Source organism: Mesorhizobium sp. M0496, assembly GCF_040321205.1.
Lineage (GTDB): Bacteria > Pseudomonadota > Alphaproteobacteria > Rhizobiales > Rhizobiaceae > Mesorhizobium.
This window is the reverse complement of the sequence record NZ_JAMYRC010000003.1, coordinates 100,721-117,865: the sequence shown is the minus strand read 5'-3', so window position 1 is coordinate 117,865 and position 17,145 is coordinate 100,721. Positions and strand designations below refer to the sequence as shown.

General features: G+C 63.1%; 18 protein-coding genes and 1 tRNA gene. 6 read left to right on the top strand and 13 right to left on the bottom strand.

Going from position 1 to position 17,145, the window contains the following annotated elements:
- Positions 1-78 precede the first annotated feature (78 nt).
- Both glpK and NKI73_RS05445 read left to right on the top strand, forming a co-directional pair.
- Positions 79-1,572: a glycerol kinase GlpK gene (gene glpK / locus NKI73_RS05450; protein ID WP_352627830.1), complete on the top strand. Its 1,494-nt coding sequence runs from the start codon at positions 79-81 to the stop codon at positions 1,570-1,572.
- A gap of 34 nt (positions 1,573-1,606) precedes the next feature.
- Positions 1,607-2,083 (top strand): DUF6882 domain-containing protein, encoded by a 477-nt coding sequence (locus tag NKI73_RS05445; RefSeq protein ID WP_352627829.1) that lies wholly within the window; start codon positions 1,607-1,609, stop codon positions 2,081-2,083.
- Positions 2,084-2,167: 84 nt separating this feature from the next.
- On the opposite strand, the gene NKI73_RS05440 is transcribed toward NKI73_RS05445, so the two are convergent.
- Positions 2,168-2,635, bottom strand: a complete 468-nt coding sequence (locus tag NKI73_RS05440; protein ID WP_352627828.1) for a BA14K family protein — start codon at positions 2,633-2,635, stop codon at positions 2,168-2,170.
- A 252-nt stretch (positions 2,636-2,887) separates the two neighbouring features.
- On the opposite strand from NKI73_RS05440, the gene NKI73_RS05435 reads away from it, so the two are divergent.
- Positions 2,888-2,963: transfer RNA gene (locus tag NKI73_RS05435), tRNA-Lys, on the top strand.
- A 124-nt stretch (positions 2,964-3,087) separates the two neighbouring features.
- Here the strand turns inward: NKI73_RS05435 and NKI73_RS05430 are convergent.
- The 11 genes from NKI73_RS05430 to NKI73_RS05380 form a co-directional block, all read right to left on the bottom strand.
- Positions 3,088-3,558: a nucleoside deaminase gene (locus tag NKI73_RS05430; protein ID WP_352627827.1), complete on the bottom strand. Its 471-nt coding sequence runs from the start codon at positions 3,556-3,558 to the stop codon at positions 3,088-3,090.
- A 149-nt stretch (positions 3,559-3,707) separates the two neighbouring features.
- Positions 3,708-4,769 (bottom strand): ABC transporter ATP-binding protein, encoded by a 1,062-nt coding sequence (locus NKI73_RS05425; RefSeq protein WP_352627826.1) that lies wholly within the window; start codon positions 4,767-4,769, stop codon positions 3,708-3,710.
- A gap of 36 nt (positions 4,770-4,805) precedes the next feature.
- Positions 4,806-5,627, bottom strand: coding sequence for a carbohydrate ABC transporter permease (locus tag NKI73_RS05420; RefSeq protein ID WP_352627825.1), 822 nt, complete (start codon positions 5,625-5,627; stop codon positions 4,806-4,808).
- Complete coding sequence (locus NKI73_RS05415) at positions 5,628-6,566, bottom strand: carbohydrate ABC transporter permease (RefSeq protein ID WP_352627824.1); 939 nt, start codon at positions 6,564-6,566, stop codon at positions 5,628-5,630.
- Positions 6,566-7,903, bottom strand: a complete 1,338-nt coding sequence (locus tag NKI73_RS05410; protein ID WP_352606190.1) for an ABC transporter substrate-binding protein — start codon at positions 7,901-7,903, stop codon at positions 6,566-6,568. The genes NKI73_RS05415 and NKI73_RS05410 overlap by 1 nt, the downstream gene beginning before the upstream one ends.
- Before the next feature lie 62 nt (positions 7,904-7,965).
- Positions 7,966-8,625 (bottom strand): GntR family transcriptional regulator, encoded by a 660-nt coding sequence (locus NKI73_RS05405; RefSeq protein ID WP_352627823.1) that lies wholly within the window; start codon positions 8,623-8,625, stop codon positions 7,966-7,968.
- Positions 8,626-8,648: 23 nt separating this feature from the next.
- On the bottom strand, positions 8,649-9,533 hold the full coding sequence (locus NKI73_RS05400; protein ID WP_352627822.1) for a dihydrodipicolinate synthase family protein: 885 nt from the start codon (positions 9,531-9,533) through the stop codon (positions 8,649-8,651).
- Positions 9,534-9,684: 151 nt separating this feature from the next.
- A complete protein-coding gene (gene dprA / locus NKI73_RS05395; protein WP_352627821.1) occupies positions 9,685-10,824 on the bottom strand; it encodes a DNA-processing protein DprA in 1,140 nt (379 codons plus the stop codon).
- Complete coding sequence (gene plsY, locus NKI73_RS05390) at positions 10,821-11,408, bottom strand: glycerol-3-phosphate 1-O-acyltransferase PlsY (protein WP_352627820.1); 588 nt, start codon at positions 11,406-11,408, stop codon at positions 10,821-10,823. Before plsY ends, dprA begins: the two co-directional genes overlap by 4 nt.
- 52 nt (positions 11,409-11,460) lie before the next feature.
- Positions 11,461-12,747, bottom strand: coding sequence for a dihydroorotase (locus NKI73_RS05385; protein WP_352627819.1), 1,287 nt, complete (start codon positions 12,745-12,747; stop codon positions 11,461-11,463).
- On the bottom strand, positions 12,744-13,724 hold the full coding sequence (locus NKI73_RS05380) for an aspartate carbamoyltransferase catalytic subunit (protein ID WP_352627818.1): 981 nt from the start codon (positions 13,722-13,724) through the stop codon (positions 12,744-12,746). The genes NKI73_RS05385 and NKI73_RS05380 overlap by 4 nt, the downstream gene beginning before the upstream one ends.
- Before the next feature lie 211 nt (positions 13,725-13,935).
- On the opposite strand from NKI73_RS05380, the gene NKI73_RS05375 reads away from it, so the two are divergent.
- The 3 genes from NKI73_RS05375 (at position 13,936) to NKI73_RS05365 (ending at position 16,655) form a co-directional block, all read left to right on the top strand.
- Positions 13,936-15,564, top strand: a complete 1,629-nt coding sequence (locus NKI73_RS05375) for a DNA alkylation response protein (protein ID WP_352627817.1) — start codon at positions 13,936-13,938, stop codon at positions 15,562-15,564.
- Positions 15,565-15,756: 192 nt separating this feature from the next.
- On the top strand, positions 15,757-16,314 hold the full coding sequence (locus tag NKI73_RS05370; RefSeq protein WP_352627816.1) for a hypothetical protein: 558 nt from the start codon (positions 15,757-15,759) through the stop codon (positions 16,312-16,314).
- Positions 16,314-16,655: a DUF6105 family protein gene (locus tag NKI73_RS05365; RefSeq protein ID WP_352627815.1), complete on the top strand. Its 342-nt coding sequence runs from the start codon at positions 16,314-16,316 to the stop codon at positions 16,653-16,655. The genes NKI73_RS05370 and NKI73_RS05365 overlap by 1 nt, the downstream gene beginning before the upstream one ends.
- Here the strand turns inward: NKI73_RS05365 and ruvX are convergent.
- Complete coding sequence (gene ruvX, locus NKI73_RS05360) at positions 16,573-17,079, bottom strand: Holliday junction resolvase RuvX (RefSeq protein ID WP_352627935.1); 507 nt, start codon at positions 17,077-17,079, stop codon at positions 16,573-16,575. The genes NKI73_RS05365 and ruvX overlap by 83 nt on opposite strands.
- Positions 17,080-17,145: the final 66 nt, after the last annotated feature.

Here is a 17,145-nt window from a genome sequence, read left to right as displayed (position 1 = left end):
GCGTTCGCGCCCGTGTGAAATTGGGGGAGGCGGCTCGTTGCCGTCTCCCCTCTTTGTATCGAGACGGAGGGCGCTGGAATGAGCGGTTTTGTGCTGGCAATCGACCAGGGAACGACTTCGACACGGGCGATCCTGTTCGACGGTCAGATGAAGGTCGTCGGCAGCGGGCAGAAGGAATTCACCCAGCATTATCCGGCCTCCGGCTGGGTCGAGCACGATCCCGAGGATATCTGGGCGAGTGTCGTGTCTACCGTGAAGGCGGCATTGAAGAAGGCCGGCCGAAATGCTTCCGAGGTGGCCGCGCTCGGTATCACCAACCAGCGCGAGACCGTCGTCATCTGGGACAGGGCGACCGGCAAGCCGATCCACAACGCCATCGTCTGGCAGGACCGGCGCACCGCGCCACTGTGCCAGAAACTGAAGAAGCAGGGCCTGGAGAAGAAGTTCACCCGCAAGACCGGCCTGCTGCTCGATCCCTATTTTTCAGGCACCAAGATCGCCTGGATGCTCGACAAGGTGAAGGGCGCTAGAAAGCGCGCCGAGAAAGGCGAATTGCTGGCTGGCACCATCGACAGCTTCCTGATCTGGCGGCTGACCGGCGGCAAGGTCCACGCGACGGACGCCACCAACGCCTCGCGCACGCTGGTCTACAACATCGCTGAGAATGCCTGGGACGACGAGCTGCTGGCCATTCTCAACATCCCGTCAAAAATGCTTCCCGAGGTAAAAGACTGTGCCGATGATTTTGGAATCACGGAGAAAAACCTCTTCGGCGCCGAGATAAGAATCCTCGGCGTTGCCGGCGACCAGCATGCGGCGACCATTGGCCAAGCCTGCTTCGAGCCAGGCATGATGAAATCGACCTACGGCACCGGCTGTTTTGCGCTGCTCAACACAGGCAGCGATCTGGTGCGCTCGAAAAACCGACTGCTGACCACCATCGCCTATAGGCTGAACGGCAAGACGACCTACGCGCTGGAAGGCTCGATCTTCATCGCCGGTGCTGCCGTCCAATGGCTGCGTGATGGCATCAAGGTGATCGGCAAGGCCGAGCAGAGCGGCAAATTGGCGGCCGAGGCTGATCCGACGCAAAACGTCTATCTGGTGCCCGCCTTCGTCGGGCTGGGCGCGCCGCATTGGGATGCCGAAGCACGCGGCGCCATCTTTGGGCTGACCCGCAATTCCGGCCCGGCGGAGTTTGCCCGCGCGGCCCTGGAAGCCGTGGCCTACCAGACACGCGACCTGCTCGACGCCATGCGCAAGGACTGGAAGGGCGCCTCAGCCAAGACCGTGCTTCGGGTCGACGGCGGGATGGTAGCGTCCGACTGGACCATGCAGCGCCTCGCCGACATCCTCGATGCACCGGTCGACCGCCCGACCATTCTGGAGACGACCGCGCTGGGCGCCGCATGGCTGGCTGGCTCTAAAGCGGGCGTGTGGCCGGATGCCAAGAAGTTCGCGAAAAGCTGGGCGCTGGAGCGACGATTCCAGCCGGACATGGATGGCTCCGTGCGCATAGCCAAGCTTGCCGGCTGGCGCGATGCTGTTCGCAGAACGCTGAGCGTGCAATAAGCACCCGTGAGGTGATGAGTGATGGGGCGAGGGGATGAAGCCAGACTGGTATCCTGCGTGGCGCGACGAGGCTATCGAACAGCTGAATGCCAAGAATGACCGGTTGAACAAAGATTTCCACCTCGGCAGCTGGTCGCGCTATGACTATGATCTTAAGGCTGGAAAGCTTCTGTTCTCGGATGAAGGAGGCGTCAAGATCGTTACCGAGATCCAGATTGCGGGCTCTACGAGCGCCAAGGCCAGCAACTGGCTGTGGGCGTGGGCAAATTCGAATTTGCCCGGCGAGCTACTCAGCGACGCCAGGCTGGTTCGCTCCTTCGGCGAGAAGAACAGCATAGATGAGTTGACGCAGGCCTACGTGACGGACGCCGACAATGACCTGGAAGCGCTAGGCTGGGAATTGACTGGAGCGATGGCTCGAATTTGCGATGCTCTTGGGGCCTACCGTTCACCGCGTGGTGAGGGTGGAGCGCTATATTTGATTTTTAAGAGCATCAACTGGGCGATCTGACAACGGCTTTCCCGCTTAGGTATCTCGATAGAAAGCCCGCGCTGTTTCCGGCGCGGGCTTTTTACTCAGCACTCACACTTTGGATCAGTAAGGCGAACGGCACTCTCGGCGAGGGCCGTAATTCGGCTGGAACGTGTTGTCCGAAGCACGGTAGCTGCGATAGTGGTCGTAGCACCACTGCACATGCGAGTTGCCTTCATAGACACGATTGCGTTCATTGTTGATGATGGCGCCGGTGATCAGCGCGCCGGTAGCGAAGGCCGCGAGCGGGAACCAATAATCGCCGTGACGACGGTAGCCGGGGCGATATTCGCGATAGCCGCGATGGCCGTTCCAATACGCGCCGCGATTGCGGGAAAAATTGCGGTCACGCGAAAAACTGCGATTGTAGCGGTTCTTGCGCCACTCCTGGTACTGGACTGTCTGCACATCCGGCACCGCGACCTGGGATTGCGGCACATAGTTCGGTTGGGCGTTGACGGGCACTGCCTCCGCCGCAACGAATGTGGCCGAGAGCGTGGCTGCCAGCATACCCACTGTGATTCTGTTCATTGCTCTTCTCCTCGAGGGTTAGCGGACGTCCCCGTGCTGGAAAAACGAGTGGCCTATGCAATTGTTCCCGAGACAGGATGCCGCTGCGGGCTAAACGGCTGAGCTCCTTAGTTGCTCTCTCCGCTGATGCGACGAGAGAGTGCCGCGACGAGGCGAAGCCACCGTGTTTACGAACCCTCTTTTTCCGGTTGACCGGTCGAGGCACTCTCCCTATGTTCCGCGCAATTTCGAGGGCGGCTTTTGAGCCCGCGGGAGCGCGTAGCTCAGCCGGTAGAGCAACTGACTTTTAATCAGTAGGTCATGGGTTCGAATCCCATCGCGCTCACCAAATCGTTATAAATCCTCCATAGCCAGCGGGGAGACTTTCCCATGCGCACGGCAGCAGCATTACGGCTCCGATCGATCCGACGGCTGTTGCCATTGACCGGGGTTTGCCGACTGGCACGAAGCCGTCAGCGGTTCCAGAAATCGCGGTGCGGCGCGAGCAGTTCGTCCGCGATTTCGGGGAAGGGGCCAAAGACCTCGATCTTTTTCTGGCCGGAGTCGAGCACGGTGCGCGAAGAGAGGCTCATCGTCGGATTCTCCGCGTGATCCCCGGTGAGCGCCAAGAGTTTGGCCTCCTCGTAGCCGTAGACTAGCCGGCCGATATTCGCCCAGTAGAGCGTTCCGGTGCACATCGCGCAGGGCTCACCGGTTGAGACCAGCGTGCAGGTCCAGAGGAACTCCGGCTCGTAGGCCGCCGCGGCGCGCCGGGCGAGTTCGGTCTCGGCGTGACGCACCGTGTCGAGATTGCCCTGGCGCATGAGGATGCGGTCGTCGGGCCCGACCAGGACGGCGCCGAAGGGATGGTGCCCATGCGCCGCCGCCTCGCTTGCGACGTCACCGGCGGCGCGGAGGTGGGTGAGCATCTGATCGCGGGTCATTGCAAAATCCTGTCGCAATTGCAAAATCCTGTCGCACCGGCATCCACCCGATGAGCGGCTCTTTGAGCCGAGACTGCTGCCAAGCGACGCGAGTGGCAAGAGCTAACCCGTCGCTTGAGACCTTTGCGCGGGGATATCGGACCTTTGCCCTACAATCGCCGGCCGGTCTTGGCATCGAACAGGTGAGCACAGGCACGATCGATCTCGATCCGCATCTGCTCGCCCTGCTTCAGCGCAAGCCGTTCCCGGAAAAGGCAGGAGATTTCTTCGCCGGCGCAGTCGACCCGTGCGAAGATTTCCGAACCGGTGGCTTCCAGAAGCACGATCGTGCCGGCAATACCCCGGGAAGTCGTTGCTCGGATATGTTCGGGACGGATGCCGTAGATGAGTTCACCCGCGGGAATTTTTGCCAAGTTGATGCCTTCCGGCAGCGGCAAGGTCAGTCCACCGGTGCTGCGGAACACGCTTTCCTCGACGTGGCCGGTGATGAAGTTCATGGCCGGAGAGCCGATGAAGCCGGCAACGAAGAGATTGGCAGGGCGGTCGTAAAGGTCGAGCGGCGCGCCGATCTGCTCGACGAGGCCGTCGTGCAGCACGACGATCTTGTCGGCCATGGTCATGGCCTCGATCTGGTCATGCGTGACATAGATGGTGGTGGTACCCAGCCGCTGGTGCAGCGCCTTGATCTCGCCGCGCATCTGGACGCGCAATTTGGCGTCGAGATTGGACAGCGGCTCGTCGAACAGGAAAACCTGCGGATCGCGCACGATCGCGCGGCCCATGGCGACGCGCTGGCGCTGGCCGCCGGAGAGCTGGCGCGGGTAACGGTCGAGCAGCTTGTCGAGGCCCAGAATGCTGGCGGCTCGGCCGACGCGGCTGGCGGTATCGGCCGGATCGGCTTTCTTGATCTTCAGGGCAAATCCCATATTGTCTGCCACCGTCATATGCGGATAGAGCGCGTAGTTCTGGAACACCATGGCGATATTCCTGTCCCGTGCCCGCAGATTGTTGACGATGCGGTCGCCAATGGCGATCCTGCCGCCTGAGATCGTTTCAAGGCCGGCGATCATGCGCAGCAGCGTCGACTTTCCGCAGCCCGACGGGCCGACGAGGATGACGAACTCGCCATCGGCGATGTCGACGCTGACATCGTGAATGATCTTGGCCGTTCCGAAAGCCTTCTGCACGTTGTTGATTGTTACCGAAGCCATTGGGTTTCCTCGAAAAAGTTTGATGTCGGGTAGCGCTCAGCCGCCCTTGACGGCGCCGGCGGTCAGTCCGGCGACAATCTGCCTTTGTGCGAACATGGTCAGAACCAGCACCGGCAGCGTCACCACCAGGGCCGCGGCGGCGAGCGGACCCCAGCTCACCTGCTCGTAGGAGAGCATGTTGTAGACGGCGACCGGCAGCGTGCGCGTCTCGCGGCTGGCGAGCACCACGCCGAAGACGAAATTGTTCCATGAGAAGATGACGGACAAGATGAAGGCGACCACGATGCCCGGCTTGGCGATGGGCAAAGCGACCAGCCGGAACACCTGCCAGGAGCAGGCGCCGTCGATGTTGGCCGCCTCCTCCAGTTCCATCGGCGTGGTCTCGAAATAGCCGATCATCACCCAGACCACGATCGGCACCGTCACCACCAGATGGATGATGATCTGCGGCCACAGCGTCCCGAGAATGCCGACCCATTGGAACAGCAGGAAAAGCGGGATGAGATAGGAAAGCCCCGGCGTCATGCGGGCGATCATGATGACGACCGCCGATCGTTCGGCCTTGAGCCGTGCGATGCCATAGCCGGCCGGGACGCCGATCAGGAGTGCCAAAAGTGTCGCCGTGCCGGTCACCAGAACCGAATTCCAGAGATAGAGCAGGAAATTGTTTTCCTCGAACACCTTTGCGTAGTTCGACCAGGCGAGATGTTCGGGGACCAGGATCGGCGGGTAGGCGCCGTTGTCGATCTCGAATTTCAGCGACAGCGAGATCATCCAGAGGAAGAACAGGATCGCCGGCGAGACGAAGACCAGGGCCGCGAAAAACAGCCCGACCTGATTGAGCAGCCGTGAACTCATCTATTTGCCCTCCACGCCGATCCACTGGGAGCGCTGGCGCAGCATCAAGAGGATGAAGGACAGGGCGACGATAACGATGAAGAACACCACGGCCATGGCCGAGCCATAGCCGATGTCGTAGTAGGAGAAGGCGGTGTTGTAGAGATAGATGTTGATGGTTTCCGAGGCCGTGCCCGGTCCGCCCTGGGTCATGGCGTAGATGATGTCGAAACTCTTCAGCGCATCGATGGTGCGGATGATCACCGCGATCATCAGGAACGGCGCGATCATCGGCAAAGTGAGATAGCAGAATTGCTGCCAGGCATTGGCGCCATCGATTTCGGCGCTCTCGAACGGCTCGCGCGGCACGGACGCCAGGCCGCCAAGCACGATCAGCATCACCAGCGGTGTCCACTGCCAGGTCTCGACCGCAACCAACGACGGAATGACCGTGTTGGCGTTGAAGATCCATTCCTGCGCCGGGATGCCGATCAGCGACAAAAGGTAGTTGAGGACGCCGAGCTGGGGATGGAACATCATCGTCCAGACCAGCGCCACGGCGACGGGCGTCGCCATCATCGGCATCACGAAGACGCCGCGCAACAGGCCGCGCAGCGGAAACCTGGCGTCGAAGATCAGGGCGGCGATGGTGCCAAGCAGCATCGGCGCGGCAACCGAGAGGAAGGTGTAGCTCAAGGTATGGAGCAGCGATTCCCAGAAGCGTTGGTCGACCGCCAGCCGCAGATAATTCTCCATCCCGGCAAAGCTTCGCGACTGGCCGAGCGTCCAGCGGTTGACGCTCATCCACAGCGTGAAGGCCCAGGGAAAGACGATCACTGCGCCGACGACGACGAGCGCCGGAACGACGAAAGGCCAGTAGTTGGGAGCCAGCCGGATCGTCTGGCTCCCTTCGATGGCTTGCGTCGTCACCCCGGTGCGTTCTGGGGTGGTGGCGGACATCAGCCTTGCTCGCTCCTGTCGAGGACCGGCTGGAACTGCTCGGTGGCCTTCTTCAGCTCCTCGGCGGGATCGGCGCCGGCGATCAAATTGGTCAGCGCAACTCCATAGATGTCGCGGAATTCGGTGACCGGGATGATGACCGGCAGCGACAGCCGGCTAACATTGCCGGAGCCGACCACCGCATCGAGCCAGCTCGCCGGCATGGTGACGCCTTCGCGCACCTTGGGATCTTCAAGCACCGATTTGCGAAACGGGACGCCGGCGCCTGCCTGCAGCAGCCGCGCGCCCATGGCCGGCGACACTGCCCACTGACAGAACAGATAGGCGGCCTCCTTCTTCTCGCTGGCGGCCGTCACGCCGATGCCGTCGCCGAAGGTGCCCGCGGCGTGCGCCTTGGGACCCTTGGGCATGACGCCATAGCCGACCTTGCCGACCACTCGCGACTTTTCCGGATTTTCCATCGGCGGGGCAAAGCCGACGCCGTCGAACCACATGCCGATCTTGCCTTGCAGGAAGGCGGACTGCGCTTCGGCCCAGTTGAAGCCGGTGACGCCTGGAGGCGCGGACTTGGTCATCAGCCGCTGGTAGAGGCCGGCGGCCTCGATCGCCTCGGGCGACGTCGTGCGCAGCTTGCCCTGACCATCGAGTGGCGTCATGTCGTAGCCAAGCATGAGCGACGTCCACACCGGTGTGTTGGCGTTCTTGATGCCACGGGCGACGAAACCGTAGGTGTTGGTCGACGGGTCGGTCAGCGCCTCCGCTGCGGCCACCAGTTGCTCGAAGGTTTCAGGGTATTTGAGCCCCTTGGCCTCGAACAGTTCCTTGTTCCAGTAGAGGATCCAGTAGTCGACCGAGAAGGGCAGCGAACGCAGCACGCCCTGGCCGTCCTTGGCGAACAGCATGCCGGCATCGGCGAAATCGCTTTCGACCAGCCCGGGATCGGTAAGGGTAGGATCGGTGAGATAGCCTGATATGTCTGCCAGCCAGCCGCCCTTTTCGAACTGCCGCTTTTGCACATGATAGCTCAGATGCACGACGTCGAAGCTCGGCTTGCCGGAGCTCAGCTCGATCACCGTCTTCTGGCGCTGCTGCTGCTCGGGCGTCGCCTCGGCATTGACCTTGATACCGGTCAACTCCTCGAACTCGGCGAGATATTTTATGAGGGTGTCGCTGCGCGGGCTTTTGACCAGATTGACGTCGAGCGTCGTGCCGGCGAAGCGCTTCCAGTCGACGCCGGCGGCAAAGCCCGGGCGGACGCCCGCAATGCCGGCGGCGGCAAGGGCCGCGGTTCCTTGAAGGAGTTGCCTCCTGGTTGGGTTGAACAGATTGGACGACATTTCTTCCTCCCGGTTGCTGTCGTTGTCGATTGCACCGCGACCGCGGTGCGGCTCATGGTTCCTCAGATTTGCAGCGCCAGCCGGCGCGCCTTGTCAATGTGCAGGCTGATCGCCTCGACCGCCTTCTGCGGGTCGCGGCTCTCCATGGCTTCGATGACCGCGAGGTGCTCGCGCATGACCGGCACGACGCGCCCGTCGATGCGGAAGCGCTCCTGATGGATCAGACGGATCTTCACCGAGTTGACCAGATAGGCCTTGGCGATGATCTCGTTGCCCAGCGCATCGATGAAGGTGTCGTGCATCGCCCAGTCGATGCTTTGGGCCTTGGCTTCCATTTCGGGCGTCGGCGCCTGCGAAAGGGCTTGCGCCAGCATCTCCTCATGTTCGCGCCGCAGGCGGGCAAGTTCCTCATCGGAGGCGCTGGTGGTGAACAGCGCCACCGCTTCGCGCTCCATGAACAGGCGGAACTGAAAAGCCTCGCGGATTAGGCTGATGTCGATATGAGCGATCTGCATGCCGCGCTGCGGGATCGTCGTCAGTAGCCCTTCGGCCTCGAGACGCGGCACGATTTCGCGAATGGCGCCGAGCGGCAATCCGGTGAAGGCAACCAGCTCGCGCTGCGACACGAACTGGCCCGGCAGCAGATCGCGGGCCAGCAAATGCCGCGTGAAGCTGGCATAGGCTTTTTCCCTGAGGGTGGTCGGTTCGCTGCCGTCTTCCATTTCAGCGCGCTTCCCTTTGCCGATCAGGCTGATTCCCTGGCAAACAGACTGTCATAGGCGGCGGCAAGCTGTTGGCGCCCCTGCGAAGCGATCGGCTCCAGCGGAGGGCGGACCGCCAGCCAGCGATCGTCGCCAGTCTTGCGCGCCACCATGACCTTCACCGCCGGAGTGACCGGGTATTTAAGCAATTCGAGCACGAAACGCTCGACGCGGGTATCATCGCGCCCATCCTCGGCCATGGCGCGGATTTCGCCGGTGGCGAAATTGGCCATGCCGGAGATTGCGCCTTGAGCACCAATTCGCACCGCTCGCGCCAGATGCCGCTCATCACCGATCAGGATCACCAGATCGCCATGGGCGCTTAGCAGCTCCTCGCTGTAGCTCCAGTCTCCGCCGGAATCCTTGACCCCGGCAACGACATCCGGAAAGGCGGTGCGCAAGCGGCCGATCAGGCCAAGCGAGAGCTGCACCATCGTGACCGACGGGATGTTGTAGAGCAGCACGCCGCGGGCGAGGGGACCGAGCGCGGCAAAGACAGCGGAAAACCAGCCAAAAAGACCGTCCTCACCGACATTCTTGAAGTAGCTCGGCGGTGCAAGCAGAATGTTGCGGGCGCCGCGTTGCAAGGCATGTCGGGCCTGTTCGGCGGCATCTTCGGCCGCATCGACCAGCACGCCGGCAACAAGTTGATGCGGCAAGATCCCGGCAGCCAGCATGGCTTCGGTCACCGAATGCCGCTCCACGGCGCCCACCGACGCGCCTTCGCCGGTGGTGCCGAAAAGCGTAACGCTGCTGCACCCCTCGGCCAGACAACGCCTGGCCTGGGCAACCATGAGGGCGGTGGCGATCTGCCCGGAGGCATCAAAAGGTGTGGCGAGTGCGGCTGAAAGGCCAAAGCGTGATGTCACCGGGAAGTCTCCGAAAGGATGTTCGAAGGCAGTGATAGCTCACTAACATGTCAGTTGTAAATTGGGTTGATGCGTTTTTCTGGCCCACCGCATAGAGATAGCGAGTTCTCTTTCCGGGATGCGAACAGCGTCGCACCGAAGGTGTCTCGAGTCAGATGGAAGAATCCCCAAATACCAGCGATACATGTCCGCCGGCATGGCGCTCGAGGCGGCCGGCGAGGTCGAGCTCCAGGAGCACCATGAAGACCTGGGCCGGGTGCAAGGCGGTGTGGCGGATGATCTCGTCGATCGGCACGGGCGTCGGGCCGAGCGTCTCGATGATTCGGGCGCGATCGCTTTCGCCGGGCGGCGGCGTGACCGAGAAGTCGGGCGGCTCTTCGAACGGCGGCACGTCGGGCGCCCGCATGCCGGTCAGCGGGGCAATCGCCCTGGAAATGTCCGATGCCTCAGTGACCAGGGTGGCGCCGTCCTTGAGCAGGCCGTTGGTGCCGGCGGCGCGTGGGTCGAGCGGTGAGCCCGGGACGGCGAAGACCAGCCGGCCCATTTCGCCCGCGAGCCTGGCGCTGATCAACGATCCCGAGCGTTGTGCTGCCTCGACAACCACCAGCCCAAGGGCCGCGCCCGCGACGAGGCGGTTGCGGCGCGGGAAATCCTGTGCGCGCGGCTGCCAGCCGAACGGCATTTCCGATATGACGGCGCCGCGCTCAGCGATTTCCCCGCACAAGCCGGCATTTTCGGGCGGGTAGGGCAGGTCGAGGCCACCAGCCAGAACACCGATCGTACCGGTCGCAAGACTGCCCTGATGCGCCGCCGTGTCGATGCCGCGCGCCAGGCCGGAGACGATTGCGTAGCCGTCGCGTCCGAGTTCCGCCGCCAGCATGCGCGCCATCTTGATGCCGGCCAGCGATGCGTTGCGGGCGCCCACGATGGCGACCCCCGGCAGCCGGAACACTGCGGCATTGCCTTTGACCGCCAGCAGCGGTGGCGGATTGTCCATGTTGCGCAAAAGCGGCGGATAGTCTGTCTCACCGATGCCGACAAAGCGCGCGCCAGCCTTTCGGGCTGTCTCCAACTCGGCCTCGGCTTCGGCAATGGAAGGAATGCGGGCGATGCGTTTGGCGCCGCCTGAAATCATCAGCTCCGGCAGTATTTCGAGCGCCACTTCGGCTGAACCGAAGCGGTTGATCAGGTCGCGAAAAGAGGCGGGACCGACATTCTGGGTGCGGATAAGCCGCAGCCAGCTCAGCCGCTGCCGGTCGCTGAGGCGCGGCCCGGCAGCCGGCTCGCTCACTCCCTAGCTCCGATCTTGCCCTCGGTGCCGGCACGCAGGCGTGAAATGTTTTCCCGGTGCTTGATAAAAACGATGATGCTCATCACCACGAACAGGGCAGCATTCTGCGGCGTGCTCAACAGATAGAGGGCGATCGGCACGACGACGGCCGCCGTCAGCGCCGCCAGCGAGGAATAACGGAACAGGAATGCCATCACCAGCCAGACGACGGCGAAGATCAGTGCCACCTGCCAGGCAAGGCCGATCAGCACGCCGAGATAAGTCGCGACGCCCTTGCCGCCCTTGAAACCCAGCCATACCGGGAAGAGATGGCCGAGAAAGGCGCCAAGGCCTGCCCAGATCGCCAGTTCAGGCGAAAAATGGCCTGATATCAGCACGGCGGCCGTGCCCTTCAGCGCGTCGAGCAGCAGCGTCGCGGCGGCAAGGCCCTTGTTGCCGGTGCGCAGAACATTGGTGGCGCCGATGTTGCCGGAGCCGATCTTGCGCACATCGCCAAGGCCAGCCGCGCGGGTGAGCAGCAGCCCGAACGGAATCGAGCCAAGAAAATAGCCAAACACGAGAGCTAGGATAAGGCTGTAAGTCATTGTTTCCCCGCGTTTCCCCCAGGCTGGCCGGATCAGGCGCGCGGTGGCCGGCTCAGACGGAAAATACTGTGCGGCCCGCCACCAGCGTTTGCAAGACCTTGCCTTGCAGCCGCGCGCCTTCGAAACAGGTGTTTTTCGAGCGCGAACGAATGCCGCTCTCGCTGACGATCCAGGGTTCGTCGAGATCGACGAGCGCAAGATCGGCGAGGGCGCCCGGTTTCAGCGTGCCGCCGGGCAGTCCGAACAGTTTTGCGGGAGCGGTGGACAAGGTCTCGATCAGCCGGAGCAACGGCACGTCGCCATTGTGGTAGAGCCGCAATGCCGCGCCCAGCAGGGTTTCGAGCCCGATGGCGCCGGCTGCCGCATCCGCGAAGGGCAGGCGCTTGGTGTCGACGTCCTGCGGATCGTGCGAGGAGACGATGATGTCGATCGTGCCGTCCCTGACCGCCTCGATCATCGCCAGCCGGTCTTCCTCGGCGCGCAAGGGCGGCGTCAGGCGAAAGAAGGTACGGTATTCGCCGACATCGTTTTCATTCAGCGACAGATTGTGGATCGCGACGCCTGACGTTACGGCAGCACCGTCGGCTTTCGCGCGCATCACGGCGTTTGCCGCCATCGCCGTCGAGATCTTCGCCGCGTGATAGGAGCCGCGCGTCAGCCGCGCAAGGGCGAGATCACGCTCCAGCGGAATGGATTCGGCTTCACGCGGAATGCCGGAGAGGCCGAGCCAACTGGCGTAGAGGCCTTCATTCATCACGCCGGACGAACCGAGGTCGGCATCCTGCGTCTCATGCACGATGGTGGCGCCGAAGTCGCGTGCATAGGTCAGCGCACGGCGCATCACCAGCGCGCTCGATATGGTGTGGCGGCCATCGGTGAAGGCGACGGCGCCGGCCTCGCGCAGCAGGCCGAACTCTGTCATTTCGCGCCCGTCGAGGCCCTTGGTGATTGCCGCCGCCGGAAAGACGTTGACGATTGCCGTGTCCTTGGCGGTGCGCAGCACGAACTCGACCAGCGCCACATTGTCGATCACCGGGTCGGTGTCGGGCATCATGACGATAGAGGTGACGCCGCCGGCCGCCGCCGCGACACTTGCCGACGCAATGGTTTCGCGATGCTCGCCGCCCGGTTCGCCGATGAAGACGCGGCCGTCGATCAGGCCTGGAATGATCGCCTTGCCGGCGCAGTCGACGACGATAGCGCCCTCGGGCGCCCCTTGGTTGAGCGCCGCCTTGCCGGCGGCAACGATCTTGTGGCCCTCGACGATGACGGCACCGACTTCGTCGATGCCGCGCGACGGGTCGACGATGCGGGCGCGTTCAAAGACCGTCGTACTCATGCGCCGCGGCCCTCGTGGTTGCGGCCTTCTTGATTACGACGGGGATCGAGAAGCGCTTCCATCACCGCCATGCGTACCGCGACGCCCATCTCGACCTGTTCCTGAATGACGCTTTGCGGTCCGTCGGCGATTTCCGAGGCGATCTCGACGCCGCGGTTCATCGGACCGGGATGCATCACCAGCGCGTCGTCCTTGGCCGCCTTCAGCTTCTCGGCATCAAGGCCGAAATAGCGGAAATATTCGCGCACCGACGGCACGAAGGCGCCTTCCATGCGCTCGCGCTGCAGGCGCAGCATCATCACCACGTCGGCCCCCTTGAGGCCCTCGGCCATCGAGTGGGTGATGATGACGCCCATTTTCTCGATGCCGGTGGGCAGCAGCGTCGACGGTGCGACGACGCGCACCTGCGCGCCGAGCGCATTGAGCAGCATGATGTTCGAGCGCGCCACGCGCGAGTGCAGGATGTCGCCGCAGATCGCCACGATCAGCTTCGACAGCGGGCCCTTGGCGCGGCGAATGGTCAGTGCGTCGAGCAGTGCCTGTGTCGGGTGCTCATGCGCGCCGTCGCCGGCATTGACGACGGAGCAACCGACCTTCTGCGCCAGAAGGGCGGCGGCGCCGGCCGACTGGTGGCGGATGATCAGGATGTCGGGGCGCATGGCGTTCAACGTCATCGCCGTGTCGATCAGCGTCTCGCCCTTCTTCACCGAGGAGCTCGCCACCGACATGTTCATGACATCGGCGCCGAGCCGCTTTCCGGCAAGCTCGAACGACGACTGCGTACGCGTCGAGGCTTCGTAGAAGAGGTTGATCTGGGTGCGGCCGCGCAGCGTCGAGGTTTTTTTCTCGGACTGCCGCGAGATCGCGACCGCACGATCCGCCCTGTCGAGCAAAAGCTCGATGTCGGCGGGGGAAAGGTCGCGGATGCCCAGAAGATGGCGGTGAGGGTAGAGTGTCAGGGACGAAGCGTCGGTCATCTCAAGGCGCTGCTATAGGGTGGAGATTTTGCGGCTGCAAGCGCCAGCTTTGGATTGAAGCCGTTCTCCTCAATTTTTTCGTGTAGATGGCCGATTAAATCGGCCGGTATTTTCATCGCGCGCGCTGCATGGCTTGGCTATATCTAGCCGACGGCCTCGGATTCGTGGCTTTCTGACGATAAGCACCTTTCTACCGATAGAAGGATTGGGCGTGACCGACGACGTGACGAACCAGCCGCCGCCGCTGACGGGCGGCAACGCCTGGCGGGGCGATCCGTTGCTGATCCAGCTCGCTGAGCGTTTTTCCGATCCGGTGCGCCGGGAACTCGATGGGCTTGGCCGTTTCGTGCTGACGCAGGAGGCGCAGGAACTGGCGCGTCTTGCCAATGTCGAGACCCCGAAGCTCAGGACGCATGATCGCCAGGGACGGCGCATCGATGTGGTCGAGTTCCACCCCGCCTATCACGCCTTGATGCGCCGCTCGGTGGCCAACGGGCTGCATTCCTCGGTCTGGGAAAATGGCGACGCCGAGATCGGCCGCCGCCATCAGGTCCGTGCCGCCCGGTTTTACCTGACGGCAGAGCTCGAGACCGGGCATCTCTGCCCCATCACCATGACCAACGCTTCACTGGCTGCCTTGATGGCCAGCCCAAAACTGTTTCGCGAATGGGCGCCGCGCGTGACGACGCGCAAATACGACCAGAGCCAGAAGCCGCCGGTCGAGAAGACCGGGCTGACGCTCGGCATGGGCATGACCGAGAAACAGGGCGGCACCGATGTGCGCGCCAATGTGACGAGGGCGGAGCGCGCCGGCAGCGGCTTCTATCGCCTGACCGGGCACAAATGGTTCATGTCGGCGCCGATGTCGGATGCGTTCCTTGTGCTGGCGCAGGCGCCGGAGGGACTGTCGTGCTTCCTCGTGCCGCGCGTTCTCGGTGACGGCTCGGGCAACGGCTTCCGCTTCCAGCGGCTGAAGGACAAGCTCGGCAACCGCTCCAACGCGTCCTCCGAAGTGGAATTCGTCAACGCCATCGGCGAGATGGTCGGCGAACCGGGGGCGGGCGTGAAGACGATCATGGACATGGTCACCCTGACCCGGCTCGATTGTGCCATCGCATCTTCGGCGATCATGCGCGCGGGCCTGGCCGAGGCCGTTCATCACGCGCGCCACCGACAGGTGTTTGGCTCGACCTTGATCGAGCAACCGTTGATGCAGCGCGTGTTGGCAGACATGGCGCTCGATGTCGCCGCCGCCACAGCGCTGTCGTTCCGGCTGGCGCGGTCCTTCGATGAAGCGGCCGGCGACCGCGGTGAAGCAGCGTTTGCCCGCGCCATGACGCCGGTGGTCAAATACTGGGTCTGCAAGATCGCACCGCCGCTGCTCTACGAGGCGATGGAATGTCTCGGCGGCAATGGCTATGTCGAGGAGGCGCCACTCGCCCGCTATTATCGCGAAGCCCCGGTCAACGCGATCTGGGAAGGCTCGGGCAATGTCATGGCACTCGACGTGCTGCGCGTGCTTGGCCGTGCGCCTGGCCTGTTTGAGGATGTGCTGGCCGGCATCGACCGCGATCTCGGCGCCGGCGGACGCGGCACGATCGGCGTGCTGAAGGCGGCTATGCAGGTCGCGGCGACCGACGAGGGCTCCGCCCGTCTGCTCACCGAACAGCTGGCACTGTCGGCGGCGGCGGCGGAGTTGCGCCGGCTGGGGGCAGGGCGGATCGCCGACGCTTTCGTCGAGACGCGCTTGGCCGGCCAATGGCGCAACACCTATGGCATGCTCGATTCGCGCCACGATGCGCGCATGATCATCGACACGCTCTACCCGCCGGTGAATTGAGCCGCGAGCGTCACAAAAACTGACGGCATGCACGTTTTGAGGCATCGGCGGATATCCTCGTGCACATAACTAATCGCCGTTAACCTTAACAAATGGTTTCCATTGCGGTAGCGAGCGGCAAAGCCCACTGTCTCAGCGAAAGCAGGGAATGGTTCAAATTGGCCGCCCCTTCTTTGCGAAGCAGGAACGCCGATGCGACACGTATTGACCTCTTTTCTGGCCTTGCACTGGACGATCGTTTTCGCCCTGCTTGCGCTCATCTGCATCGACGGAAACCGTGGTGTGGCGGCGGCGCTCGGGGTGTTGGGAGCCACAATCGAGGGCACCCGCTTCATCGACCTCGACAAATTCGTCGTCGTGGCGCCGCTCGCCACCGCATTGCTTGTCGTGGCGGTGCTGTTCTTCTGGGCCTTCGTCGAAACCCTGATCAATGACGCGACCAGCCAGGGCGCCGACAGCGTTGCCCGCATCGCCTTCATCTCCGCGTCCGGCGTGTTGTCGCTGATCGTCATCGGTGGCGCCGCGCAAGGCATCAATGGGCTGTTCATGGTCGTCGCCGTGCAGTTGGCAGCACTTCTGGCGTCCTATGTCGCCATGCTTGCCGAACGGCGGTCCGCGGTTGCGGCAGCTGCTTCGGGCAAGGGCGAGGTTCGCGCCGTCGCGCATGGCATGGCAAAGGCCGCGGCCCACAATTCGCTGCTTTCACTCATATCGGGCCGCACGGGCTCCAATGCCGGGGGAGGCCGCTGATGCGTTACATCTTCGCATTGTGGGCGGGCCCGATGGCACTATTTTGGGGCTGGTTCTACCTTTCGCTCAACGACATGAATTTCGGCTATGTCATGCTCAGCCGACGACTGCACGATTTCGTCTTCGAACTTTATGGCCAGATGCTCGGCATCGATCCGGCGACCATCCCCGGCATGGTGGCAAAGGCCTGCGTCTTCGACGGGTTTCTGCTGATGGCGCTGTGGGCATTTCGCCGCCGCCGCGAAATCACAGTCTGGGTCAGACGGCGCTGGGCGGGTCCGGTTCCGTTCGGGCGGATGCGTGGAGCGACTGAAGCCGGTCCAAAACTCCCTGCAGAATAAACGCGGCTGCCGCCGAATCGATCTTGCCGGCACGTTTGCGGCGCGAGAAATCCATCTCGATCAGCGTCCTTTCGGCGGCGACCGTCGATAGCCTTTCATCCCAGAGCACAAAGGGCAGGTCGCTCATCTGCGCCATGTTGCGGACGAAGGCGCGCGATTTCTGCGCGCGCGGCCCTTCCGAACCGTCCATGTTGATCGGCAGCCCAATCACCACCGCGCCGGCATTCTCCTTCCGCAGCAAGGCGAGCAGCGCCGCCGCATCGAGCGAGAATTTCCTTCGCATGATGACCGGGCGCGGATGGGCGAAGGAAAACCTCTGGTCCGAGACCGCGACGCCGATCGTCTTGTCGCCGAGGTCGAGCCCGGCCAGCGTCTTGCCGCCGGCCAGCCGCGCCGGCAATTCCTCTATCGTGATAATGCCCAACGGCCGTCCTTTGCCTTTCACCGTCATGTGTTCTCTCAACCGCATAACGGGCACAGTAACCCTTTG

Excerpts from the sequence above, each read along its gene's own strand:
- NKI73_RS05415 (WP_352627824.1), bottom strand. The coding sequence starts at position 6,566 with ATGTCCGCCACCACCCCAGAACGCACCGGGGTGACGACGCAAGCCATC.
- NKI73_RS05370 (WP_352627816.1), top strand. The coding sequence starts at position 15,757 with ATGCGACACGTATTGACCTCTTTTCTGGCCTTGCACTGGACGATCGTT.
- NKI73_RS05385 (WP_352627819.1), bottom strand. The coding sequence starts at position 12,747 with ATGAGTACGACGGTCTTTGAACGCGCCCGCATCGTCGACCCGTCGCGC.
- NKI73_RS05445 (WP_352627829.1), top strand. The coding sequence starts at position 1,607 with ATGAAGCCAGACTGGTATCCTGCGTGGCGCGACGAGGCTATCGAACAG.
- NKI73_RS05380 (WP_352627818.1), bottom strand. The coding sequence starts at position 13,724 with ATGACCGACGCTTCGTCCCTGACACTCTACCCTCACCGCCATCTTCTG.
- NKI73_RS05420 (WP_352627825.1), bottom strand. The coding sequence starts at position 5,627 with ATGAGTTCACGGCTGCTCAATCAGGTCGGGCTGTTTTTCGCGGCCCTG.
- NKI73_RS05425 (WP_352627826.1), bottom strand. The coding sequence starts at position 4,769 with ATGGCTTCGGTAACAATCAACAACGTGCAGAAGGCTTTCGGAACGGCC.
- plsY (WP_352627820.1), bottom strand. The coding sequence starts at position 11,408 with ATGACTTACAGCCTTATCCTAGCTCTCGTGTTTGGCTATTTTCTTGGC.
- NKI73_RS05430 (WP_352627827.1), bottom strand. The coding sequence starts at position 3,558 with ATGACCCGCGATCAGATGCTCACCCACCTCCGCGCCGCCGGTGACGTC.
- NKI73_RS05440 (WP_352627828.1), bottom strand. The coding sequence starts at position 2,635 with ATGAACAGAATCACAGTGGGTATGCTGGCAGCCACGCTCTCGGCCACA.
- NKI73_RS05410 (WP_352606190.1), bottom strand. The coding sequence starts at position 7,903 with ATGTCGTCCAATCTGTTCAACCCAACCAGGAGGCAACTCCTTCAAGGA.
- NKI73_RS05365 (WP_352627815.1), top strand. The coding sequence starts at position 16,314 with ATGCGTTACATCTTCGCATTGTGGGCGGGCCCGATGGCACTATTTTGG.
- glpK (WP_352627830.1), top strand. The coding sequence starts at position 79 with ATGAGCGGTTTTGTGCTGGCAATCGACCAGGGAACGACTTCGACACGG.
- NKI73_RS05405 (WP_352627823.1), bottom strand. The coding sequence starts at position 8,625 with ATGGAAGACGGCAGCGAACCGACCACCCTCAGGGAAAAAGCCTATGCC.